Here is a 21,744-nt window from a genome sequence, read left to right as displayed (position 1 = left end):
AAGCACGCCATCCATTTTCACGGAGACATCCTGATGAGCGATCAAACGACAATCACATTTCACGACGGCAACAGCATTCCCCAGGTCGGCCTCGGCGTCTGGCAGACCCCGAACGACACCGCCGTGACTGCAGTCAAGGCAGCGCTCGCCACCGGCTATCGCCACATCGACACGGCTGCCATCTATGAGAACGAGCAGGGTGTGGGCGAGGGTATCAGCACGTCCGGCGTCGACCGGTCGGAAATCTTCCTCACGACAAAACTCTGGAATTCCGACCAGGGCTACGAGCAGACCCTGAAAGCCTTCGACGCCAGCCTGAAGCGGCTCGGCACCGATTATGTCGATCTCTACCTCATCCACTGGCCGGCACCGAGCCGCGGCCAGTATGTCGATACCTGGAAGGCCTTCATCCAGCTGCAGAAGGAAGGCCGCGCCCGCTCGATCGGCGTTTCCAATTTCTATCCCGTGCACCTGCAGCGCCTGATCGACGAGACAGGCATCACGCCGGTCATCAACCAGATCGAGCTGCATCCGGACTTCCCGCAGACCGAGACGCGCGCCTACCACGACAAGCACCGCATCATCACCCAATCCTGGAGCCCGCTCGGCCAGGGCACGCTGCTGGAAAATCCGGTGGTCGCCAAGGTCGCCGCCAAACACGGCCGCACGCCGGCACAGGTCATCACCCGCTGGCATATCGACAACGGGCTGGTGGTCATTCCGAAGTCGGTGACGCCGTCGCGCATCGCGGAGAACTTCAAGGTCTTCGACTTCAAGCTCGACGCCGAGGACATGCAGACCTTTACCAGCCTCGAAAAGGATGGCAAGCGCATCGGACCCGATCCAATGACTGCAGCGTTCTGATCCTGCGACGGGCGGCTTCGGCCGCCCGTTTCGTTTACGGCAACGTCTTCGGCGTGACGAAGCCTTCAAGCCGACCTGTTCCCGGCGCGGCATTCTCCCAACGCTCAACGTCGAAGACAATCACCGCCAACCCCGCCGTCGGATATTTCGCCCGCAGCCGTTCCAGCGCATCCCCATCGCCGTCCGGCGCCAAGAGCGCGGCCAAATTCTCAAAACCCGGATTGTGGCCGATAACGAGCAGCGTTTCGCTCTCCCCCGGTGCCGCCTGGATCGCCGCGAGAATGGCCGCCGGCTCGGCTTCATAGATCGACGGCACCGTGCGGGACGGGCAGGGCTTCGCGAGGGCCTGCTCGACGAGCGCCCAGGTTTCTTGCGTGCGCCGTGCGGACGAGACCAGCGCGAAATCCGGCTGGAGGCCGGCGGAGGCCAGGTAGGCGCCCATGCATGGCGCGTCCCGACGACCACGGTCGCTGAGGGGGCGGTCGTGGTCTTCCACGCCCTCCGGCCAGGCCGATTTTGCGTGACGCAGCAGCAGGAGGCGTTTCATGGGATCTCCTAAAACAAAAAGGCCGGGAGCGTGCTCCCGGCCTTTTATCACAACGGCAGTGAAGCCGTGATCAGTTCCACTCGCGAATATCGACGAAGTGGCCGGCGATCGCGGCGGCCGCGGCCATGGCGGGCGACACGAGGTGCGTGCGGCCCTTGAAACCCTGGCGGCCTTCGAAGTTGCGGTTCGAGGTCGAGGCGCAGCGCTCGCCCGGCTTCAGGCGGTCGTCGTTCATGGCAAGGCACATGGAGCAGCCCGGCTCGCGCCAGTCGAAGCCGGCTGCCTTGAAGATCTTGTCGAGGCCTTCCCGCTCGGCCTGTTCCTTCACGAGGCCCGAACCCGGAACGATCATCGCGCTGACGGTGGAAGCAACCTGCTTGCCTTCCACGACGACCGCGACGGCGCGCAGGTCCTCGATACGGCCATTGGTGCACGAGCCGATGAAGACGCGGTCGATGGCGATGTCGGTGATCTTGGTGTCCGGCTTCAGACCCATATAGTCGAGCGCGCGCCACTTGGAGGAACGCTTGGTCTCGTCATCGATCTCGTCCGGGTTCGGCACGACGCCCTGCACGGAGACGACGTCTTCCGGCGAAGAACCCCAGGAGACGATCGGCGGCAGGTTGGCGGCATCGAGCACGACGACGCGGTCGAAATGCGCGCCTTCTTCCGTGTAGAGCGTCTTCCAGTAATCGATCGCCATGTCCAGCGCCTTGCCCTTCGGCGCGCGCGGCTTGCCCGTGATGTATTCGAAGGTCTTTTCGTCCGGCGCGATGAGGCCGGCGCGCGCGCCGCCTTCGATCGTCATATTGCAGATCGTCATACGGCCTTCCATCGAAAGCGCGCGGATGGCCTCGCCTGCGAATTCGATAACGTGGCCGGTGCCGCCGGCAGTGCCGATCTCGCCGATGATGGCGAGGATGATGTCCTTGGCGGTAACGCCCGGCGGCAGCTGGCCGTCGACGCGCACCAGCATGTTCTTCGCCTTCTTCTGGATCAGCGTCTGGGTCGCGAGCACATGCTCGACTTCCGACGTGCCGATGCCATGCGCCAGCGCGCCAAAAGCGCCGTGCGTGGAGGTGTGGCTGTCACCGCAGACGATGGTCATGCCCGGCAGCGTAAAGCCCTGCTCGGGGCCGACGATGTGCACGATGCCCTGGCGCACGTCCTTTTCCGAATAATATTCGACGCCGAATTCCGCGGCATTGGTCGCAAGCGCCTCGACCTGGATGCGGCTCTCCTCGTTCTTGATGCCTTGCGCGCGATCCGGCGAGGTCGGCACGTTGTGGTCGACGACGGCGAGCGTCTTTTCCGGCGCGCGGACCTTGCGGCCGGCCATGCGCAGGCCTTCGAAAGCCTGCGGCGACGTCACTTCGTGAACGAGGTGACGGTCGATGTAGAGAAGACAGGTGCCGTCTTCCTGGCGCGAGACGATATGGTCGTCGAAAATCTTGTCATAGAGGGTACGGGGTGCGCTCATAGCTCTTCATCCGCTTGGCATGTTGAGGGTACAGGAATTCGCAAGCACACGGGCTTGCAGGATCGAGAACGATCAGGCGAGGCGGCTGGTGAGCGCCCCGAAAACACGCGCAAAGAAGCGTGCCGGCAGGCGCTTATGGTCCTGCAGCACGACGACATGCTTTTCCGTGCATCCGAATTTGGATTCCATGGTCCCGCATATAGCGATTTTTCGCAGGCTCGGCAAGTTGGTGGCTACTCCGCCATGCAAGCTGTTTCCGAAAATATCCGCCCGTCCTCCTTGCCCCGGCTCCGAATATTTGACACTCGATAGGCGTATCCGGCTAAGGGTCGGCCAAGGGGACAGAATATGAAGACGATTACCTGGCGGGACCGCCTGCGCTACCAGTTCGACAAGAGCATGGCGGCAGGGCCGATCGCGCTGATCGGCTGGCTGACCGTGATCTCGCTGGTCGTGATCGTCGTCGCCGGCCTGTTCCTGGCGATAACCGGCATTACCCAGCAGGGCAGCGAACCCGTTTCCTTCATCGAAGGCGCCTGGGAATCGCTGATGCGCACGATGGATGCAGGCGCCATGGGCGGCGATGTCGGCTGGGGGTTCCGCGGCGTCTCGCTCTTCGTCACCGTCGCCGGCATCTTCGTGTTCTCCGCCCTCATCGGCGTGCTGAGCTCGGGCCTCGACGAAAAGCTCGACGAGCTGCGCAAGGGCCGCTCGCATGTGCTCGAAAAAGACCACACGATCATCTTCAACTGGTCGCCGTCGATCTTCGACGTCATTTCCGAACTCGTCATCGCCAACCAGAGCCGCCGCAATGCGCGCATCGTCATCATGGCCAACAAGGACAAGGTGGAGATGGAGGACGAGATCGCCAACAAGATCGAGGACCTCGGCAGCACCCGCATCATCTGCCGCAGCGGCGACCCGACCGACCTCTACGACGTCAACATCGTCAATCCGCAGGCGTCGCGCTCGATCATCGTGCTGTCGCCGGAAAGCGACTACGCCGATTCCGAGGTCATCAAGACCGTGCTCGCCCTCGTCAACGATCCCGGCCGGCGCAAGGAACCCTACCGGATCGCCGCCGAAATCCGCGACGAGAAGAATGCCGAAGTCGCCCGCATCGTCGGCGGCACCGAATTGCAGCTGGTGCTCGCCGATGAATTGATCTCCCGCATCGTCGTCAGCTCCAGCCGGCAGGCCGGCCTTTCGGCCGTCTATACCGAACTGCTCGATTTCGACGGCTCGGAAATCTACACCGTCGAACAGCCGGCGCTTGTCGGCAAGTCGTTCGGCAATGCTGTCATGGCCTATGAGACATCGACGCTGATCGGCCTTTGCGACAATGACGGCGTAGTGCATCTCAACCCGCCGACAAACCACATCATCCTCGCCGGCGAACGGGCAATCCTCATTGCCGAGGACGATGCGACCATCAAGCTCAGGACGGGAGAATTCGAAGTCGACCGCGAGATCGTGCGCCCACGCGTCCACCGCGAGCCGGGACCGGAGCGCACGCTGCTGCTCGGCTGGAACCGGCGCGGGCCGATCATCACACAGGAGCTGTCACGCTACGTCTCGCCGGGCTCCGAGCTGATGATCGCCGCCAACACCCCCAATCTCGAGGCGGAGGTCGCAGGGCTCTCCTATTTGCAGGAGAACCTGACGGTTCGCTGCACGGCGATCGACACGTCGAACCGCGCCGCCCTCGATGCGCTCGACGTGCCGTCCTACGACCATGTACTGGTACTCGGCTACAGCGACCACATGGCCGCCCAGCCGGCCGACACCGCAACGCTGGTGACGCTGCTGCAGCTGCGCAAGATCGCGGATGCCGCCAACCAGCATATCGGCATCGTCAGCGAGATGATCGACGTGCGCAACCGCAACCTCGCGGCCGTCACCCGCGCCGACGACTTCGTCGTCAGCAACAAGCTGGTCAGCCTGATGCTGGCGCAGGCCTCGGAAAACGAGCTGATGGCGCAGATCTTTGACGAATTGCTCGACGAGGACGGCTCGGAAATCTACATGCGCCCGGTCACCGACTACATCGCCATCGATCGGCCGGTGAATTTCTACACCGTCAACCTCGCCGCCCTCATCCGCGGCGAAGTGGCGCTCGGCTACAGCCGCGCCAATGCGCCGGGCCACGACCCGCGCAACATGGGCGGCGTCGTGGTCAATCCGGTGAAGTCGGAAAAGATCACGTTCGATCCCACCGACCGCCTGATCATCCTCGCCCGCGAGTAAGCTCAGTTGCGGCGCAGGCGCCTTTCCAAGCCGCGAAGGCCGAGCGAAAGGCCGATCGTCAGGATGAGATAGACATAGGCGACGATGGAATAGGTCTCGAAGAACCGGAAGGACCCGGAGGCGTAGACCTTGCCCATCTGCGTGATGTCGGCGACGCCGAGCACCGAGACGAGCGAACTGTCCTTCACCATCGCGACGAAATCGTTGCCGAGCGGCGGCAGGATGACGCGCACCGCTTGCGGGAAGACGACGAGCCGGAAGCGCTGGAAACGCGACAGGCCGAGCGCCTTGGCCGCCTCGATCTGCCCCTTGTCCACCGCCTGGATGCCGGCACGGAAAACTTCAGCGATGAAGGCGGAATAGCCGATCATCAGCGCGAAGATCGCCCGCCACATCAAGGAGAGGTCACGCACCTGCATCGGCTCGGCAAGGCCGGCACCGACAAGCGGCGAGAGCACGAGATTGATCAAGGCCACCAGCGCCGGCGCGCCGACAAAGGCGATGTAGAACAGCAGCACGAGGATCGGCACGCCACGGATCACCTCCGTGTAGAAGCGGGCGATCTGGCGCAACACCTTGCTGTCCGACAGCGCCATCAGCGCAACGCCGAGGCCGAGCATGGTGGCGAGCAGGAAGGCGACAAGGGTCACGAAAATCGTGACCCACAGCCCCTTCAGCACGACGCTGAACACCTGTGTGTAGAGATCATTGGCGACGATGACGCCGGCAAGCGCCAGCGCAATCACGCCGAGCGCGACCAGCCACCAGGGATAGTCGCCCTTCGACGCATCAGAAGAAACGGGAGCCATGGCCGCCCGCTACTGGCCCATCTTGTAGTCGAGGAACCACTTCTTGTTGAGCCCGTCGAGCGTGCCATCCGCCTTGAGCGAGGCGATTGCCGCGTTGACGGGTGAGACGAGATCAGACCCCTTCGGGAAGATGAAGCCGAAATCCTCCGTGCCGAGCGGCCCGCCGACGACCTTCAGCTTGCCGTTGGAAGCGTCGACATAACCCTTGGCGGCAACGCTGTCGGTCAGCACGAGATCGACATCGCCGCCCTGGAGGGCCTGCACGGTCGCGCCAAAGGTCTCGAAGAGCTTGATACGCGGGTTCTGCTCGTTGCCGTCGAGGATTTCGTAGACGGCGGTGTAGAAGGGCGAGGTGCCCGGCTGCGCGGCGATCAGGCCATCCGTCAGGGCAGCGAAGGACTTGGCGTCGGTGAAGCGCGTCTCGTCGGCACGCACCAGCATGAACTGCTGCGAGCGCATGTAGGGGTCGGAGAAGTCCACCTTCTCCTTGCGATCGTCCTTGATGGTGATGCCGGTCATGCCGATGTTGTACTGGTTGTCGGAGACGGCCTGGATCATCGCGTCCCACGAGGTGTTCTGGTACTCGACCTTGAAATTCAGCCGCTTGGCGATCTCGTTCATCGCGTCATATTCCCAGCCGATCTGCTCGCCCGTCTTGGGATCGACGAACTGGATTGGCGGATAGGCATTTTCCGTCACGACGACGACGGTCTTGCCGCCGAGGTCCGGCAGGTCCGAGGCGAAAGCGACGGCGGGCATGAGGGCAGCGGCAGCAAGGCCTGCAAGGACGGCGCGGCGGGAAAACATCAACTATGCTCCTGAATTGTGGCGGCGGAACACTGTCACAGTTACCGTTCGCTAGGCAAGCCGCGCGCTTCCTTCACCTTTGCTCTTTTCGCACGAAGAGCATGGGCGTAGGCTTGGGGAATGGCATGGCCGGGGGGCTTCCGTGAGATATCTGTTCATCATTCTGGCTTGTCTTTTGTTCGGCACGGTTCCTGCCGCAGCCAAACGCGTGGCGCTCGTCATCGGCAACGACGCGTATGAGGCCGTGCCGCAGCTCCAGAAGGCCGTGAACGACGCGCGCGCCGTCGCGCAGTCACTGGCCAGGCTCGATTTCGCCGTCGATCTCGGCGAAAATCTGACGCGGCGCCAGATCAATGCGAAGTTCGCCGACTTCGTCGAACACATCTCGCCCGGCGACACGGCCTTCTTCTTCTTTGCCGGCCATGGCGTGGCGATCGACGGCCAGAACATCCTGCTGCCGGTCGATATTCCAGATTCCAGCAATGCCGGCCTGGTGCGCGACGAGGCCCATGTGGTCGACGACCTCCTGGCGCGCGTGCAGGGCAAGGGGGCGGCCGTCAGCTTCTTCGTGCTCGATGCCTGCCGCAACAATCCCTTCGCCTCGAAAGGTGGCCGGAGCGTCGGCGCGACACGCGGCCTTCAGGTCGTGGCACCACCGACGGGCACCTTCGTGCTGATGTCGGCGGGCGCCGGGCAGGAAGCGCTCGACCGGCTCGGCGACAATGACGCCAATCCCAACTCGATCTTTACACGCACCCTGCTGCCGCTACTGCAAACGCCCGGCATGAGCCATATCGCGCTTGCCAAGGCCGTACAGCGCGAGGTGGAGGCGACGGCAAAGACTGTCGGTCGCAAGCAACAACCCGCCTTCTACGACCAGATCACGGGCGAGATCGTGCTTCTTTCCGGCAACAGTGAGGCTACGCCGGTCGAGACGGCCAAGGAAACGCCGGACGAGACAAACAACCGGGGCTCCGTTCAGGTCGAGGTCGATCCCGCGCTCGAGGAATGGAACGCCATCAAGGACCTGCGCAGCCTGAAGATCCACCAGGCTTTCCTGCGCAAACATCCGGACAGCCGCTACGCTCCCTATGCACGCGCACTCGTGGAGGAACTGGAGGCGGAGGCCGCGAGCAAGGCGAAGGTGGAGGAGGTCAAGCAGATACCGACCACGGACGAGGACGTGGAACCCGAGGCAAATACCGGGCTCGAGACCCAGCGCGTCTCGGCTGGCTGGTTCGTCATCCTCGGCTCCTTCCCGCAGGGCCAAGCGGAAAAGGCCCGCAAGCGCGCCGGCTTGATGCGAAACCGGGGCTACGACGTCTCCATCATCGATACGAACAACTACCGAAGCCTAGCCGACGGGCTCTACTCCGTGGTGATGGGGCCTTACAAGAAAAGCACGGCCCTGCGGGAACTTGGCAACGCGCAACAGGTTGTGGGAGACGCATACATCAAGGAAATCCGCTGATGGGCATCACAAGACCGGCATTTCTTCTCCTCGCCTCGTTCGCGATGGCGTCTTCCGCGGGCGCCGCTGAGGTGATGAGCCGGGCCGAATGGGGCGCCCGCAAGCCGGTGCTGGCGATGGAAAAACAGACGCCGTCGCGCATTACCGTGCACCACACCGCAACGCGCAGCAAACACGGCCTGTCGATCGTCAAGAAGATGACGTCGCTGCAGGCCTTTTCACAGGCGAAATCCAAGCTTGCGGACGGGCGCACAAAGGAGCCCTGGGCCGACATTCCCTACCACTTCTACATCGCCGTGAACGGCAAGATCGCCGAGGGCCGGCAGATCAGCTTCGTCGGTGATACCAACACGAAATACAATCCGGCCGGCCATATCACGATCGTCGTGGAGGGCAATTTCGAGAATGAGAAACCGACGGCAGAGGAGCTGGCCGCGCTGAAGACGCTGATCCGCGATCTTTCCAGGCAGTACGGCATTCCGGCCGACCGCATCGGCACCCACAAGGATTTCGCCCAGACCGCCTGCCCCGGCAAGAATCTCGAAGGCGAGGTTCACCGTATCGCCGCCGAACTCGGCGCGAAAAACCCGTAAAACCCGCAGAAACGAAAAAAGCCGCCGGCACAGGCCGACGGCTTCGATCGATCAGATGCGACGCTGCTTATTCAGCAGTGGCTTCTGCAGCCTTTGCGGCTTCAGCAGCTTCTGCTGCTGCCTTTTCGGCAGCGGCCTTCTCGGCGGCTTCAGCTGCGGCCTTTTCAGCGGCGAGTGCCTGGGCTGCTGCGACCTTCTCGGCTTCGAGACGGGCCTTTTCTTCAGCAATGGCGGCGCGCTCGGCGTCGTTCAGGCTGCGGGCGCGCGTGCCGGTGTTCTCGACGATACGAGCCGACTTGCCGCGACGATCGCGCAGGTAATAGAGCTTGGCGCGACGGACCTTGCCGCGGCGCACGACTTCGACGCTTTCGACGAGCGGCGAGTAAACCGGGAATACGCGCTCGACGCCTTCGCCGTAGGAAATCTTGCGAACGGTGAAGCTCTCGTTGATGCTGCCACCCGAACGGGCGATGCAGACGCCTTCATAGGCCTGTACGCGGGTACGGGTACCTTCCGTCACGCGGACGTTGACGCGGAGCGTGTCGCCCGGGGAGAATTCCGGAAGCGTGCGCTTGGCTTCGATCTTCGCGGCCTGTTCGGCTTCGAGCTGCTGGATGATGTTCATCGGTCTAAACCTTCTGGTTTTTTCTGAAACAGCCAGAGCGCTCGACGGTCACCTGTTGAGGTCATGCCTCTCGGGTTAGCCCGTTGCCGGGCGGAGCGGATTCGCCATTCTTTGCTTGCAGGTCGGCTGGGAAACCCCAAATCCGTGCGGGCCAATACACCAATCGGACCGGCTTGTCATCCCCGAGGCCGAAAGAATCCGCCTTGAAGAGCCGGTTTTCGGCGCTTGCCGGTCCCTTGCGGCCACGCTATCACCCCAAAAGGGAGGAGCGGCACGGCATCCCGGCCGCTGCCGCCGGGAATATCATGTCCATAGCCGATGCCATACTGCTTTTCGTTGCCGGCTTCCTGTCGGGCGTGGTGAACGCCATTGCCGGCGGCGGCACGTTCCTCACCTTCGGCGCGATGACGCTGACCGGCCTGCCGCCGATCGTCGCCAATGCCACCTCCTCGATCACCCAGTTTCCCGGCTATGTCACCTCCTCGCTTGCCTATGCCAAGGAAATCAAGGCGGACTGGCGCGAAGCGGCACTGCTCGGGGTGATTTCCCTCGTCGGCGGCCTTGGCGGGGCGCTGCTGCTGCTGTCGCTCGACAATCCGTCCTTCCGCGCGCTGGTGCCCTGGCTGCTGCTCGCCGCGACCGTCATCTTCGCCGCCGGCCCCTATCTCAAGCCGAAGACGCTGCATGCCGAAACGCCGGTCTCGCCGCTCGGCCTTGCGGGACAGTTCGCGACCTCGATCTATGGCGGCTTCTTCGGCGCCGGCATGGGCATCATGATGCTCGCCGTGCTCGGCCTGACCAAGGGCGGCGACTACCACCGGCTCAATGCACTGAAGAATTTCCTGGCCGTGGTGATCGCCGGGGTCGCCATCGTCGTCTTCGCCAGCGGCGACGTGGTCGGCTGGCCGCAGGCGGCCGTCATGGTACCGGCCGGCGCGTTGGGCGGCTGGTCCGGCGTCTGGGCGGCACGACGCGTGCCGCAGCCGGTCATCCGCGCCCTCGTGGTCGCTGTCGGTGCGGCGCTGACGGTCTATTACTTCGTGACGGGCTGAGCGAGAAGATCGGGCCGACGCTCGCGCGTCAGCGCCTCGGCCTCCTCACGGCGCCATCTGTCGATCGCCGCATGGTGGCCGGAGGTGAGCACGCCGGGGATTTCCTGGCCTTCCCAGACCTGCGGGCGCGTATAGTGCGGATGCTCCAGAAGCCCGCCCTCGAAACTTTCATGCTCGCCGGACAGCGCATTGCCCATCACACCCGGCAGGATGCGCACGATGGCGTCGAGCAGGATCATCGCCGCCGGCTCGCCGCCCGAGAGAATGTAATCGCCGATCGACACTTCTTCGAGTTGCCGCCCGTCAATGACGCGCTGGTCGACACCCTCGAAACGGCCGCAGACCACAATCACGCCCTCACCCGCAGCGAGTTCGCGCACGCGGGCCTGCGTCAGCGGCAGCCCACGCGGGCTCATCAGCAGCCGTGGGCGGCTGTCGCCCTCGGAGGCATGATCGATGGCGCGCGCCAGAACGTCCGGCTTCAACACCATGCCGGCGCCGCCGCCGGCCGGCGTGTCGTCCACGGTGCGGTGGCGGTCGGTGGTGAAATCGCGGATCTGCACGCAGTCGAGCGCCCAGTCGCCGCGATCCAGCGCCTTGCCGGACAGCGACTGGCCCAGGAGGCCCGGAAACATTTCCGGGTAGAGCGTCAGGATGGTGGCGCGGAAAGCCACGTCATTCCCCGTCGTCTTCGGGGGGACGCCGCCGCCGGCTGCCGGGGCCTTCCTTCTCTTCTTCCTCAAGGCCGGCCGCAAAGGCGTCGATCACCAGGCGTCCGCCCTCGACATCGATTTCCAGCACGGCGGCTTCGGAAAAGGGGATGAGCACCGGGCGCTTGCCCGGTCCCTTGAGCTCAAGCAGATCGCCTGCGCCAAAATCGAAGATGCCGGTCACCGTGCCGTGGCTGCGGCCCTGCGTATCGACGGCCTCCAGCCCTTCGAGATCGGCATAGAAGAACTCGTCTTCGTCCAGTTCCTCGTCCGGCAGGTTGTCGCGGTCGATATAGAGATCTAGGCCATTCAGCGCCTCGGCCGCATTGCGGTCGTTGATGCCGCGGAAGCGCGCCACGACGACGTTCTTCGCCTCGCGCACCTCCAGCACCTCGAAGGACCTGCCGTCCTGGGTGTGCAGATGGCCGTAGTCACCGATCGCCGTCGGGTCGATGGTGTAGGATTTCACACGGACTTCGCCGCGCAGGCCCTGTGCCGCGCCGATGGTGCCCATGAGGATAGGATTTTCCGGTTTCGTCATGGTTCGGTTCCGAACGTTCGATCTCTTGTCTTATGGCAATGCCAAGCGGAAACCGCTTTACGATGTTCCGGGCGATGCGCCAAATGAAAACGGGCGGCATGAGACACGCCGCCCGTTTCAAAATCATGTCGCCGTTAATTATTCGGCAGCAGCAGCAGCGGCGTCTTCTTCCTTCTGCTTCTTCTCGGCAGCGCGCTCGACCGCCTTCTTGCCCGGCTTTGCCTTGTCCGGGTTGTTGCGGGCTTCGCGCTTCACGACGCCGGCTTCATCGAGGAAGCGGGCAACGCGGTCGGTCGGCTGGGCGCCCTTGGAGAGCCATTCCTTGATGCGGTCGGCATCGATCTGGACGCGGGTCGCGTCTTCCTTGCCGAGCATCGGGTTCCACGAACCGACCTTCTCGAGGAAGCGGCCATCGCGCGGCGAACGGGCGTCGGCAACAACGATCTGGTAGTACGGACGCTTCTTGGAGCCACCGCGGGCGAGACGAATTTTCAGTGCCATGTCATTTCTCCTTGGATGTAGGTGACCGCTTGTTTCAAGCGGTATTCTGGTTTGCGCCGCTGTGTTCAGCGGCAATGGCTTCATGGTGCCGGATCACCTCGTGGATGATGAAGTTCAAGAACTTCTCCGCGAAATCCGGATCCAGATTGGCATCCTTCGCCAGGCGGCGAAGGCGCTCGATCTGGTATTCCTCGCGCGCCGGGTCGGCCGGCGGCAGTTCATGCGTCGCCTTCAGAACGCCCACCGCCTGGGTGCAGCGGAAACGCTCGGCGAGCATATGCACAAGGGCAGCGTCGATATTGTCGATCGACTGCCGGTATTCCCCCAATTGCTGCTTGACCGTCGGATCGATCGTCATGCCTCAATTCCTCACTTCTTCTTCGGCAGGCCGGGAAGGCCCGGCAAGCCACCAAGACCCGGAAGACGGCCGCCGCCGAGACCGGGAAGACCACCGCCGCCCAGGCCCGGCATGCTGCCCGGCTTGATGCCGGCGGCTTCCGCCTGCTTGGCAAGCGCTTCGAGCTGCTTCGGGTCCATCTTCGACAGATCGGGCATGCCGCCCATGCCGCCGCCAAGGCCACCAAGGCCCATCTTGCCGGCAAGGCCGCCCATCATCTGCTTCATCATGCCGCCGCCCTTCTTGCCGCCCATCATCTTCATCATGTCCGCCATCTGGCGGTGCATCTTGAGAAGCTTGTTGATGTCGGAGGCATCGGTGCCGGAGCCGGCGGCGATGCGCTTCTTGCGGGAATGCTTGAGCATGTCCGGGTTGGCGCGCTCGGCCTTGGTCATCGAATTGATGATGGCGATCTGGCGGCCGAAAAGCTTGTCGTCGAGGCCGGCGGCGGACATCTTGTCCTTCATGCCGGCCATGCCGGGCATCATTCCCATGATGCCGCCCATGCCGCCCATCTTCTGCATCTGGCCGAGCTGGTCGGCGAGGTCGTTCAGGTCGAACTTGCCCTTGGCCATCTTGGCGGCCATGGCGGCCGCCTTCTCGGCGTCGATATTCTCCGCCGCCTTCTCGACGAGCGAAACGATATCGCCCATGCCGAGGATGCGGTCTGCGACGCGGCGGGGATGGAACTCTTCGAGTTCGCCCATCTTTTCGCCGACGCCGATCAGCTTGATCGGCTTGCCGGTGACGGCGCGCATCGAAAGCGCGGCACCGCCGCGGCCATCGCCGTCCATACGGGTCAGCACGAGACCGGTAATGCCGACGCGGTCGTCGAAATTGCGGGCGAGGTTGACAGCGTCCTGACCGGTCAGCGCATCGGCAACAAGCAGGATTTCATGCGGATTGGACTTCCGCTTGATCTCCGCCATCTCGATCATCAGCGGTTCGTCGATATGGGTACGGCCGGCGGTATCGAGGATGACGACATCATGGCCGCCGAGTTTGGCGGCCTGCACGGCACGCGAGGCGATGTCGGTCGGCGACTGGCCGGCAATAACAGGCAGCGTATCGATGCCCGCCTGGACGCCCAACTGGCGCAACTGCTCCTGCGCTGCCGGACGGCGCGTGTCGAGCGAGGCCATCAGGACCTTCTTCTTGTCGCGCGTCTTCAGCCGGTGGGCGATCTTGCCCGAGGTGGTGGTCTTGCCGGAGCCCTGCAGACCGACCATCATGATGACGACGGGGGCAGCCGCATTGAGATCGATCGAGACGCCCTCGGAGCCGAGCATCGAGATCAGCTCGTCATGCACGAGCTTGACCACCATCTGGCCGGGCTTGATCGACTTCAGGATTTCCGCGCCGACGGCCTTTTCGCGCACCGCATCGGTGAAGGAGCGCACCACTTCCAGCGCCACGTCCGCTTCGAGCAGCGCACGGCGGACCTCGCGCAGCGCTGCCGAGACATCGGCCTCGGAAAGCGCGCCACGGCCTGTCAGTCCATTCAGAATGGAGCCAAGGCGGTCCTGGAGTGTTTCAAACATCACGTCTTCCTTCTTGTTTCCGCACGTGCCGGAAACGTCGGTGCTACCCGTGACAAAAACAAGACGCAAAGCCAAAAAGCACCCGAGGGCGCATCGCGCTGTCGGGTGTTGACCTCCGGGATCTGTTTATACCGCTATGGGTCCCGGTCGGTGGCTTCAAGTCGTCTCACTTGTCGCAGATGCGCGGCTTAAACAGCAAAGAGGCCGGAAAGTCAAGGATCAGCCGGCAGGCGAGGCGTCGGTCACATTTCCGCGAGCCCCGCGCGGCACATTGCGGCGTCGTCCGGCAGGACTTATGTATTGTCAATGAACCGTCGCAAGTTCCTGAAATGGTCGAGCCTTGGTGCCCTGGCAACGCTTGCCGGCGGAGCTTTCGCCGGTCGCAGCATGGCTGCCAATCGCTATTATGACGGCCCGGTCAGCGATCACTTCGACGGCACCTATTTCTTCAATCCCAACGGGGAAGAGCCGAACAGCTTCTTCGAGCTGATGCGGTGGAAACTGGGTGGCGGTCAGGCGGCCTGGCCGCTCGACTGGCCAAGTCCGTTTCCCTTCGCCGTGCCGGAGCCGCGGGTCGATGGCGAGCGCCTCGTCGTCACCATGGCAGGGCATGCCGCGCTGCTGATCCAGACGGCCGGCCTCAACATCCTGACCGACCCGGTGTGGAGCGACCGTGCGAGCCCGATCGGCTTTGCCGGCCCGAAGCGCGTCAATCCGCCGGGCATAAAGCTTGCCGACCTGCCGAAGGTCGACCTCGTGCTCGTCACGCACAACCACTACGACCATCTCGACCTTGCCACGCTGAAGGCGCTGGCCGAGCGGGACGATTGCCGCATCGTCACACCACTTGGCAATGACAGGATCATCGGACCGGTTGTCGGCGAAGGGCGTGTGACGACCATGGACTGGGGCGGCAACATGCCGGTCGCCGACGGCGTAACCCTCCATTGCGAACCCTGCCACCACTGGTCGGCCCGCGGGCTGGGCGATCGCCGCATGGCCCTGTGGGCGGCCTTCCTCATCGAAACGCCCGGCGGCAAGATCTACCATATCGGCGATACCGGCTTTCACCAGGGCATCAACTATCGGGCGATCCGCGAAAAACACGGCGCGATCCGCCTCGCCAACCTGCCCTTCGGCGCCTATGAGCCGCGCTGGTTCATGCGCCCGCAGCACCAGAACCCGCACGAGGCGGTCCAAGGCATGGTGGCGAGCGGGGCGGCCTATGTCGCCGGCCATCACTGGGGTACGTTCCGGCTGACGAACGAGGGCGTCGACGAGCCGCTCGCCGCGCTGGAAACCGCCCTCGATGCAGCCGGCGTTGCCCGGGCGCGTTTTCGCGCCTTGAGGCCCGGCGAAGTCTTCGAGGTCCCTGCCGCCACGGCCTGATGCAAGGCACTGGAAATCCGCGGGCTTTTCCGCCATATACGCCCCCAACGGGGCCTTTTGGCCCGATCGGGCAGACGTGATGACAAAGACGGTCGACTTCGCGAAGATGAACGGGCTGGGAAACAACATCCTGGTCGTGGACATGCGTGGCCGCAAGGATGTCGTGACGCCGGCCGCGGCGATAGCGCTCGCAGCCGATCCCGCCACCCGCTTCGACCAGATCATGGCGGTGCATGACCCCAGGGTCGACGGCACCGATGCCTGGATCGACATCCTCAATTGCGATGGCACGAAGGCGCAGGCCTGCGGCAACGGCACGCGCTGCGTCGTGCAGGCGCTCGCCGCCGAGACCGGCCGCAAGGTCTTCACCTTCCAGACCGTCGCCGGCATCCTCAATGCTGTCGAGCATGAGGACGGCACCATTTCGGTCGACATGGGCAAGCCGGTCTTCGAATGGAACCGCATTCCGCTGGCGGAAGAATTCTACGACACCAGCCGCATCGAATTGCAGATCGGGCCGATCGACGATCCGATCCTGCATTCGCCCGCCGCCATGTCGATGGGCAACCCGCACGCCGTTTTCTGGGTCGATCGCGACCCGATGACGTTCGACCTCGACCGTTTCGGCCCGCTGCTCGAAAACCATCCGATGTTCCCGGAAAAGGCCAACATCACGCTGGCACAGGTCACGTCGCCGACGTCCATGACGACCCGCACCTGGGAGCGCGGCGCCGGCCTGACACTCGCCTGCGGTTCTGCCGCCTGCGCTTCGGGCGTTTCCGGCGCACGCACCGGCCGCACCAGCCGCAAGGTTACGATCACCGTCGCCAGCAGCCCGAACCGTGGCACGCTGCAGATCGAGTGGCGCGACGACGACCACGTCATCATGACCGGCCCGGCCGAATGGGAATGGTCGGGCACGCTGGACCCCGCGACCGGCGCCTTCCGCCGGGACGACGCCGAGGCGGCCGCCCTTTGAGCGGCGTCGAGGTCATAACCTTCGGCTGTCGGCTCAACACCTACGAATCGGAAGTGATGCGCGCGGAGGCCGAGAAGGCGGGGCTCAACAATGCCGTGCTGGTGAACACCTGCGCCGTGACGGGCGAAGCCGTGCGCCAGGCGCGCCAGGCCATCCGCCGCGCCCGCCGCAACAATCCCCATGCCCGCATCATCGTCACCGGCTGCGCCGCGCAGACGGAAAAACACACTTTTGCCGAGATGCCGGAAGTCGACGCCGTGCTCGGCAACGAGGAGAAGCTGAAGAGCGCCTCCTACCGGGCGCTACCGGATTTCGGCGTGTCGGCGGAAGAAAAGCTGCGCGTCAACGACATCATGAGCGTGCGGGAAACCGCACCGCAGATGGTGAAGCTGATCGATGGCCATGTGCGCGCCTTCGTGCAGGTGCAGAACGGCTGCGACCATCGCTGCACCTTCTGCATCATCCCCTACGGCCGCGGCAATTCCCGCTCCGTGCCGATGGGTGCCGTCGTCGACCAGGCACGCAAGCTCGTCGAGAGCGGGTATTCGGAAATCGTGCTGACCGGCGTGGATGCCACCAGCTACGGCGCCGACCTGCCCGGAAAACCCAGCCTCGGCCAACTCGCCAAGGCGCTTTTGAAGCAGGTGCCGGAAATCCAGCGTCTGCGCCTCTCTTCGATCGACAGCATCGAGGCGGATGATCACCTCTGGGACCTGATCGCCGACGAACCGCGTTTCATGCCGCACCTGCATCTCTCGCTCCAGCACGGCGACGACATGATCCTGAAGCGCATGAAGCGGCGCCATTCCAGCGCCGACGCCGTCGCCTTCTGCGAGCGGGTGAAAACCTTGCGTCCGGATGCGAGTTTCGGCGCCGATATGATCGCCGGCTTCCCGACGGAAACGGAAGAGATGTTTTCCAATGCCAGGCGGCATGCCGAAGACTGCGGCATCGCCCATCTGCACGTCTTTCCCTACAGCCCGCGCGTCGGCACGCCGGCCGCGCGCATGCCGCAACTCGACCGCGCTGTCGTCAAGGAACGCGCCGGCCGGCTGCGCGACACTGGACAACGGCTGCACGAGGCCCATCTCGAGCAGATGGTCGGCACCGTGCAAAAAATCCTCGTCGAGAACAACGGCCTCGCCCATACGGAAAACTTCACGCTCGTTGATGCCGCGGGCCTCAAACCTCGCGACCTTGTGCCGGTGACGATCACCGGCCACAATGGCAGACACCTGACGATGCAGCCGGCGAATGCTCCCGGCCCCGCCCCCCTTCGCAACTAGCGGACACTTTTATGGCCCTCGGCTTCATCAAGAAGATTTTTACATTCGGAAAAGACACCGCCCCTGCGCCCAAGCCGGAGGCGGAAGCCCCCGTCGTTGCGCCCGAGGTGATCGAACCGGCACCGGAGCAGGCGGCCGCCGTCATCGATGCTGTCGAGGAGCGTGACGCGCTGCTCGACGAGGCGGAGGCCGCCAACCCCGAAGCCGCCCATCATGTGCCGGAGGAAGCGGAGCCCGATATCTATCCGCTGCCGCATGCCCCGGATCTGCCGGTTGCCGAGGATCCGGTCGCACCGGCTGAGGTGGAAACCGCAGCCGGGCCGGAGAGTGATGACGTCACCTCCGAGGAAGACGCTATTGAAGCGCCTGCCGAAGAAGAGCCGGCGGCTCCGGTAGAGGCCATCGTTGAAGATGCGCCGGCCCCGCCAGTCGAAGAGATCGCCGAACCGGAACCGGAAATCGTCGCGATCGAGGAAGCACCGCCTGCCGAGGTCGAAGATCCCGTTCTCGAAGAGGCGATCCGCACCGAGCCGAAAGTACTGCCGAAGGGTTTTGCGACAGCCGAGCGTTCGGCCGTCGTGGAGACACCGGTGGCGCAGCCCAAGCGCACCTGGTTCCAGCGCCTGCGCGACGGGCTTTCGCGCACCTCCTCGCAACTCACCGGCCAGATCACCAGCCTGTTCACCAAGCGCAAGCTCGACGACGCGACGCTGCAGGATCTCGAAGACCTGCTGATCCAGGCCGATCTCGGCGTGGAAACGGCGCTGCGCATCACCGACACGCTCGCCTCCGAACGCTACGGCAAGGATGTAACGGGCGGCGACGTCTCGCGCATCATGGCAAGCGAAATCACCAAGGTGCTGTCGCCGGTCGCCAAGCCGCTGGAACTTGACCTTAATCACAAGCCGCATGTCATCCTCGTCGTCGGCGTCAACGGCACCGGCAAGACGACGACGATCGGCAAGCTCGCCGCCAAGCTCTCGGGCGCCGGCCTGAAGGTGATGCTGGCAGCCGGCGACACGTTCCGTGCCGCTGCCATCGAGCAGCTGAAAATCTGGGCGGAGCGCACCGGCTCCGACATCGTCTCGTCCAAGCTTGGCGCCGATGCGGCGGGCCTCGCCTACGAGGCCTACGAACAGGCCAAGCTGAAGAAGAGCGACGTGCTGATCGTCGACACGGCCGGCCGTCTGCAAAACAAGACGGAATTGATGGCCGAGCTGGAAAAGATCGTCCGTGTGCTCGGCAAGCTCGATCCGGACGCACCGCACACGGTTCTCCAGACGCTTGACGCCACAACCGGGCAGAACGCGATGAACCAGGTCGAGATTTTCCGCAACGTCGCGGGCGTCACGGGCCTGATCATGACAAAATTGGACGGTACGGCCCGCGGCGGCATCCTTGTGGCGATTGCCGCCAAACACAAGCTGCCGGTCTATTTCATCGGTGTCGGGGAGGGGGTCGACGATCTCGAACCCTTCGAGGCCAAGGATTTCGCGGAAGCGATCGCAGGAGTTGGAGAATGAGCAAGGTTACGCTGGAAACCCCGGCCAAGACGGAGGAGAAGGTCAGCCCCCTCCTCAAGATGGTGCTGGAGCTCGGCCCCCTCGTCGTCTTCTTCTTCGCCAATTCGCGCGGCGAATGGCTGGCGGCGCAGTTTCCGGTGCTTGCCGAAATGGGCGGACCGATCTTCATCGCCACCGGCCTCTTCATGGCGGCCACCGCGCTCGCACTGATCGTCTCGTGGATCCTGACCCGCACGCTGCCGATGATGCCGCTGATCTCAGGCATCGTTGTCCTGGTCTTCGGCGCGCTGACGCTGTGGCTGCAGAACGACACCTTCATCAAGATGAAGCCGACCATCGTCAACACGCTGTTCGGCACCATCCTGCTCGGCGGCCTTCTGTTCGGCAAATCCCTGCTCGGCTACGTGTTCCACGCCGCCTTCAAGCTGACCGACGAAGGCTGGCGCAAGCTGACGCTGCGCTGGGGCCTGTTCTTCCTCGTGCTTGCCGTGATGAACGAAGTCGTCTGGCGGTCGTTCTCGACCGACTTCTGGGTGGCGTTCAAGGTCTGGGGCACGATGCCGATCACCATCCTCTTCACGCTCTCCCAGATGCCGCTGATCATGCGCCACTCGATCGAGCAGCCCGAAGAGGGCAAGGCGCCGTAAGGACACGTCGCGGGCACTGCTTTTCCGTCATCGGATGCTGTGTGGATTCTCGGTTCAAGCCCGAGGATGGACGAAAGAAGAGGCGAACGGCGGCTCAAGCAACGACGTCGCCTTCCGCGCCGTCCAAAGGTCTTGGGGGTCTCTCCTCCCCTCCGTCATCCTCGGGCTTGACCCGAGGATCTACGGCAAACACCATCAGCCCGCTTTAGCAGGAGCGCCTAGCGCCTTCTCGATCGCCGGAAAGAGCCCGTCCTTCAGGCTCTTTTCATCGAATGGCCCGACCTTCTTGTAAAGGATCGTGCCATCCGGGCCGACGAGATAGGATTCGGGGATGCCGTAGACGCCCCAGTCGATCGCCATTTTCCCCACGGGATCGAGGCCGATGGCGGAGAAGGGATTGCCGAGTTCGCCGAGGAAACGCAGGGCGTTTTCGCTGCCGTCCTTGTAGTTAACGCCGACCACGGTGAGGCGCGGGTCCTTGGACAGCGACAGGATGACCGGATGCTCCTGCCGGCACGGCACGCACCACGACGCCCAGAAATTGACCAGCGTCAGCTTACCCTTCGCCGCTTCCGCCGAAAGGGCGGGAACCTGCACGCCATCTCTTAGCGCACCCACCAGAGGCTCGAGATCGCGGAACGGCGCCTTGGTACCGATCAGCGCGGAGGGGATTTCAGAGATATCGCGGCCGGAATTGAGCTGCGTCCAGAAGATCAGCGCGAGACCGAGAAAAATCGCCAGCGGTAGTGCTGCAAGAATCAGGCGCGTGCGCGTGCCAGCACCCTGTGCAGTGCCTTCTGATTCGCTCATTGGGTTTCCTCACGGGCGGAGCGGCGGCGCACGCCGGCCGCTTCCAGCCGTTCAAGCTCGCGATGACGGCCGCGATGATCGAGCCAGACCCACAGGATGAGGCCGATCGAGACCGAGAAGGCGGCGATATAGGACGCCGTGACGTAGAAGGCGTGGCTCATGCGGCACCTCCGGCGGAACGGGCGGCGCGGCGGCGCAGCGCGGCAATGCGCCGACGCAGGATCTCGTTGCGCATGGCGAGAATGTGCAGCGTGAAGAACAGCATGGTGAAGGCGATGGCCATCACGAGCAGCGGGCGGAGGAATTCGCCGGAAATCGTCGGCCCGTCCAGGCGGATGACGCTTGCCGGCTGGTGCAGCGTGTTCCACCACTCGACGGAAAACTTGATGATCGGGATGTTGACGAAGCCGACGAGGATCAGCACGGCGCTGACTTTTGCAGCGCGGGTCGGCTCGTCCATCGCGCGATTGAGCGCGATCAGGCCGAGATACATCAGGAACAGCACGAAGACGGAGGTGAGGCGCGCATCCCACACCCACCAGGTGCCCCACATCGGCTTGCCCCAGAGCGAGCCGGTGACGAGCGCGACGAGGGTGAAGCAGGCGCCGATGGGTGCCGCGGCCTTCGCCGAGACATCGGCCAGCGGGTGGCGCCAGACGAGCGTGCCGAGGGCGGACAGCGCCATGACGGTGTAACACATCATGGAAAGCCAGGCGGCCGGCACATGCACATACATGATGCGCACCGTCTCGCCCTGCTGGTAATCGCCCACCGTCGTGAAGGAAAGATAGAGCCCGACCGCGAACAGACAGAGCGTCAGCCCGGCAAGCCAGGGCCAGACGGTCGAGACCAGCGCCAGGAACCGGGTCGGGTTGGCGAGATCGCTGAATTTGCGGATGGCAAGGCTCGGTTCGCTCATGATGGT

Annotated in this window: 23 protein-coding genes; 10 read left to right on the top strand and 13 right to left on the bottom strand. The window is 63.9% G+C overall.

Annotated features, from left to right (window positions below):
- The first annotated feature begins 33 nt into the window (after window positions 1–33).
- The gene (locus tag ACT6VE_RS14920; protein ID WP_444799356.1) at window positions 34–864 is read left to right on the top strand and encodes an aldo/keto reductase; all 831 of its coding nucleotides are present in this window, start codon (window positions 34–36) and stop codon (window positions 862–864) included.
- Window positions 865–898: 34 nt separating this feature from the next.
- On the opposite strand, the gene ACT6VE_RS14915 is transcribed toward ACT6VE_RS14920, so the two are convergent.
- Window positions 899–1,411 (bottom strand): SixA phosphatase family protein, encoded by a 513-nt coding sequence (locus tag ACT6VE_RS14915; RefSeq protein ID WP_444799355.1) that lies wholly within the window; start codon window positions 1,409–1,411, stop codon window positions 899–901.
- 70 nt (window positions 1,412–1,481) lie between these two features.
- A complete protein-coding gene (leuC, locus tag ACT6VE_RS14910) occupies window positions 1,482–2,891 on the bottom strand; it encodes a 3-isopropylmalate dehydratase large subunit (RefSeq protein ID WP_444799354.1) in 1,410 nt (469 codons plus the stop codon).
- 348 nt (window positions 2,892–3,239) lie between these two features.
- On the opposite strand from leuC, the gene ACT6VE_RS14905 reads away from it, so the two are divergent.
- Entirely contained in the window at window positions 3,240–5,138 is a 1,899-nt protein-coding gene (locus ACT6VE_RS14905) for a CASTOR/POLLUX-related putative ion channel (protein WP_444799353.1), read from the top strand.
- A 2-nt stretch (window positions 5,139–5,140) separates the two neighbouring features.
- Here ACT6VE_RS14905 and ACT6VE_RS14900 read toward each other — a convergent pair whose 3' ends face one another.
- Both ACT6VE_RS14900 and ACT6VE_RS14895 read right to left on the bottom strand, forming a co-directional pair.
- Window positions 5,141–5,947: an amino acid ABC transporter permease gene (locus ACT6VE_RS14900; RefSeq protein ID WP_444799352.1), complete on the bottom strand. Its 807-nt coding sequence runs from the start codon at window positions 5,945–5,947 to the stop codon at window positions 5,141–5,143.
- Window positions 5,948–5,956: 9 nt separating this feature from the next.
- A complete protein-coding gene (locus ACT6VE_RS14895; RefSeq protein WP_444799351.1) occupies window positions 5,957–6,754 on the bottom strand; it encodes a transporter substrate-binding domain-containing protein in 798 nt (265 codons plus the stop codon).
- A gap of 142 nt (window positions 6,755–6,896) precedes the next feature.
- Here ACT6VE_RS14895 and ACT6VE_RS14890 point away from each other — a divergent pair, with 142 nt between their 5' ends.
- Both ACT6VE_RS14890 and ACT6VE_RS14885 read left to right on the top strand, forming a co-directional pair.
- Window positions 6,897–8,225 (top strand): caspase family protein, encoded by a 1,329-nt coding sequence (locus ACT6VE_RS14890; protein WP_444799350.1) that lies wholly within the window; start codon window positions 6,897–6,899, stop codon window positions 8,223–8,225.
- Window positions 8,225–8,818, top strand: a complete 594-nt coding sequence (locus ACT6VE_RS14885; protein ID WP_444799349.1) for a peptidoglycan recognition protein family protein — start codon at window positions 8,225–8,227, stop codon at window positions 8,816–8,818. Before ACT6VE_RS14890 ends, ACT6VE_RS14885 begins: the two co-directional genes overlap by 1 nt.
- A 67-nt stretch (window positions 8,819–8,885) precedes the next feature.
- Here the strand turns inward: ACT6VE_RS14885 and rplS are convergent, their stop codons facing one another.
- Window positions 8,886–9,443, bottom strand: coding sequence for a 50S ribosomal protein L19 (rplS, locus tag ACT6VE_RS14880; RefSeq protein WP_444799348.1), 558 nt, complete (start codon window positions 9,441–9,443; stop codon window positions 8,886–8,888).
- A gap of 305 nt (window positions 9,444–9,748) precedes the next feature.
- On the opposite strand from rplS, the gene ACT6VE_RS14875 reads away from it, so the two are divergent.
- A complete protein-coding gene (locus ACT6VE_RS14875; RefSeq protein WP_444799347.1) occupies window positions 9,749–10,495 on the top strand; it encodes a sulfite exporter TauE/SafE family protein in 747 nt (248 codons plus the stop codon).
- Here the strand turns inward: ACT6VE_RS14875 and trmD are convergent.
- The 5 genes from trmD to ffh all read right to left on the bottom strand — a co-directional run bounded on the left by trmD (window position 10,477) and on the right by ffh (window position 14,185).
- Entirely contained in the window at window positions 10,477–11,169 is a 693-nt protein-coding gene (gene trmD, locus ACT6VE_RS14870) for a tRNA (guanosine(37)-N1)-methyltransferase TrmD (RefSeq protein WP_069060660.1), read from the bottom strand. The genes ACT6VE_RS14875 and trmD overlap by 19 nt on opposite strands.
- Window position 11,170: 1 nt before the next feature.
- The gene (rimM, locus tag ACT6VE_RS14865) at window positions 11,171–11,746 is read right to left on the bottom strand and encodes a ribosome maturation factor RimM (RefSeq protein ID WP_444799346.1); all 576 of its coding nucleotides are present in this window, start codon (window positions 11,744–11,746) and stop codon (window positions 11,171–11,173) included.
- 138 nt (window positions 11,747–11,884) lie between these two features.
- The gene (gene rpsP / locus ACT6VE_RS14860; RefSeq protein WP_444799345.1) at window positions 11,885–12,247 is read right to left on the bottom strand and encodes a 30S ribosomal protein S16; all 363 of its coding nucleotides are present in this window, start codon (window positions 12,245–12,247) and stop codon (window positions 11,885–11,887) included.
- A gap of 34 nt (window positions 12,248–12,281) precedes the next feature.
- The gene (locus tag ACT6VE_RS14855; protein ID WP_069060657.1) at window positions 12,282–12,605 is read right to left on the bottom strand and encodes a chorismate mutase; all 324 of its coding nucleotides are present in this window, start codon (window positions 12,603–12,605) and stop codon (window positions 12,282–12,284) included.
- 11 nt (window positions 12,606–12,616) lie between these two features.
- Entirely contained in the window at window positions 12,617–14,185 is a 1,569-nt protein-coding gene (ffh, locus tag ACT6VE_RS14850; protein ID WP_444799344.1) for a signal recognition particle protein, read from the bottom strand.
- A gap of 306 nt (window positions 14,186–14,491) precedes the next feature.
- Between ffh and ACT6VE_RS14845 the strand changes: the two genes are divergently transcribed.
- From ACT6VE_RS14845 to ACT6VE_RS14825, 5 genes are all read left to right on the top strand, one after another.
- Window positions 14,492–15,574, top strand: a complete 1,083-nt coding sequence (locus ACT6VE_RS14845) for an MBL fold metallo-hydrolase (RefSeq protein WP_444799343.1) — start codon at window positions 14,492–14,494, stop codon at window positions 15,572–15,574.
- Between the two features lie 79 nt (window positions 15,575–15,653).
- Window positions 15,654–16,553, top strand: a complete 900-nt coding sequence (gene dapF, locus ACT6VE_RS14840; RefSeq protein WP_444799342.1) for a diaminopimelate epimerase — start codon at window positions 15,654–15,656, stop codon at window positions 16,551–16,553.
- Entirely contained in the window at window positions 16,550–17,839 is a 1,290-nt protein-coding gene (gene mtaB, locus ACT6VE_RS14835) for a tRNA (N(6)-L-threonylcarbamoyladenosine(37)-C(2))-methylthiotransferase MtaB (RefSeq protein WP_444799341.1), read from the top strand. Before dapF ends, mtaB begins: the two co-directional genes overlap by 4 nt.
- Before the next feature lie 11 nt (window positions 17,840–17,850).
- Window positions 17,851–19,362, top strand: coding sequence for a signal recognition particle-docking protein FtsY (ftsY, locus tag ACT6VE_RS14830; protein WP_444799340.1), 1,512 nt, complete (start codon window positions 17,851–17,853; stop codon window positions 19,360–19,362).
- On the top strand, window positions 19,359–20,009 hold the full coding sequence (locus ACT6VE_RS14825) for a septation protein A (RefSeq protein WP_257950427.1): 651 nt from the start codon (window positions 19,359–19,361) through the stop codon (window positions 20,007–20,009). Before ftsY ends, ACT6VE_RS14825 begins: the two co-directional genes overlap by 4 nt.
- Window positions 20,010–20,204: 195 nt before the next feature.
- Here ACT6VE_RS14825 and ACT6VE_RS14820 read toward each other — a convergent pair whose 3' ends face one another.
- The 3 genes from ACT6VE_RS14820 to ACT6VE_RS14810 are packed head-to-tail and all read right to left on the bottom strand — an operon-like array spanning window position 20,205 to window position 21,738.
- Window positions 20,205–20,819 carry a DsbE family thiol:disulfide interchange protein gene (locus tag ACT6VE_RS14820; RefSeq protein ID WP_444799339.1) on the bottom strand — a complete coding sequence of 205 codons (615 nt, stop codon included), beginning with the start codon at window positions 20,817–20,819 and terminating at the stop codon, window positions 20,205–20,207.
- Window positions 20,816–20,980 carry a heme exporter protein CcmD gene (gene ccmD, locus ACT6VE_RS14815; RefSeq protein ID WP_444799338.1) on the bottom strand — a complete coding sequence of 55 codons (165 nt, stop codon included), beginning with the start codon at window positions 20,978–20,980 and terminating at the stop codon, window positions 20,816–20,818. The genes ACT6VE_RS14820 and ccmD overlap by 4 nt, the downstream gene beginning before the upstream one ends.
- Complete coding sequence (locus tag ACT6VE_RS14810; RefSeq protein ID WP_444799337.1) at window positions 20,977–21,738, bottom strand: heme ABC transporter permease; 762 nt, start codon at window positions 21,736–21,738, stop codon at window positions 20,977–20,979. Before ACT6VE_RS14810 ends, ccmD begins: the two co-directional genes overlap by 4 nt.
- Window positions 21,739–21,744 lie beyond the last annotated feature (6 nt).

This window comes from Shinella sp. (assembly GCF_052438155.1).
Lineage (GTDB): Bacteria > Pseudomonadota > Alphaproteobacteria > Rhizobiales > Rhizobiaceae > Shinella.
The sequence above is the reverse complement of the archived record's forward strand: the minus strand, read 5'-3'. Positions and strand labels throughout refer to the sequence as shown.

Coding starts and splice junctions, on each gene's coding strand:
- ACT6VE_RS14920 (WP_444799356.1), top strand. CDS start 34: ATGAGCGATCAAACGACAATCACATTTCACGACGGCAACAGCATTCCC.
- ACT6VE_RS14810 (WP_444799337.1), bottom strand. CDS start 21,738: ATGAGCGAACCGAGCCTTGCCATCCGCAAATTCAGCGATCTCGCCAAC.
- ffh (WP_444799344.1), bottom strand. CDS start 14,185: ATGTTTGAAACACTCCAGGACCGCCTTGGCTCCATTCTGAATGGACTG.
- ACT6VE_RS14895 (WP_444799351.1), bottom strand. CDS start 6,754: ATGTTTTCCCGCCGCGCCGTCCTTGCAGGCCTTGCTGCCGCTGCCCTC.
- ACT6VE_RS14820 (WP_444799339.1), bottom strand. CDS start 20,819: ATGAGCGAATCAGAAGGCACTGCACAGGGTGCTGGCACGCGCACGCGC.
- ACT6VE_RS14915 (WP_444799355.1), bottom strand. CDS start 1,411: ATGAAACGCCTCCTGCTGCTGCGTCACGCAAAATCGGCCTGGCCGGAG.
- ACT6VE_RS14855 (WP_069060657.1), bottom strand. CDS start 12,605: ATGACGATCGATCCGACGGTCAAGCAGCAATTGGGGGAATACCGGCAG.
- rimM (WP_444799346.1), bottom strand. CDS start 11,746: ATGACGAAACCGGAAAATCCTATCCTCATGGGCACCATCGGCGCGGCA.
- ACT6VE_RS14875 (WP_444799347.1), top strand. CDS start 9,749: ATGTCCATAGCCGATGCCATACTGCTTTTCGTTGCCGGCTTCCTGTCG.
- ACT6VE_RS14825 (WP_257950427.1), top strand. CDS start 19,359: ATGAGCAAGGTTACGCTGGAAACCCCGGCCAAGACGGAGGAGAAGGTC.
- ACT6VE_RS14845 (WP_444799343.1), top strand. CDS start 14,492: ATGAACCGTCGCAAGTTCCTGAAATGGTCGAGCCTTGGTGCCCTGGCA.
- rplS (WP_444799348.1), bottom strand. CDS start 9,443: ATGAACATCATCCAGCAGCTCGAAGCCGAACAGGCCGCGAAGATCGAA.
- leuC (WP_444799354.1), bottom strand. CDS start 2,891: ATGAGCGCACCCCGTACCCTCTATGACAAGATTTTCGACGACCATATC.
- rpsP (WP_444799345.1), bottom strand. CDS start 12,247: ATGGCACTGAAAATTCGTCTCGCCCGCGGTGGCTCCAAGAAGCGTCCG.
- ccmD (WP_444799338.1), bottom strand. CDS start 20,980: ATGAGCCACGCCTTCTACGTCACGGCGTCCTATATCGCCGCCTTCTCG.
- ACT6VE_RS14905 (WP_444799353.1), top strand. CDS start 3,240: ATGAAGACGATTACCTGGCGGGACCGCCTGCGCTACCAGTTCGACAAG.
- ACT6VE_RS14900 (WP_444799352.1), bottom strand. CDS start 5,947: ATGGCTCCCGTTTCTTCTGATGCGTCGAAGGGCGACTATCCCTGGTGG.
- ACT6VE_RS14885 (WP_444799349.1), top strand. CDS start 8,225: ATGGGCATCACAAGACCGGCATTTCTTCTCCTCGCCTCGTTCGCGATG.
- dapF (WP_444799342.1), top strand. CDS start 15,654: ATGACAAAGACGGTCGACTTCGCGAAGATGAACGGGCTGGGAAACAAC.
- ftsY (WP_444799340.1), top strand. CDS start 17,851: ATGGCCCTCGGCTTCATCAAGAAGATTTTTACATTCGGAAAAGACACC.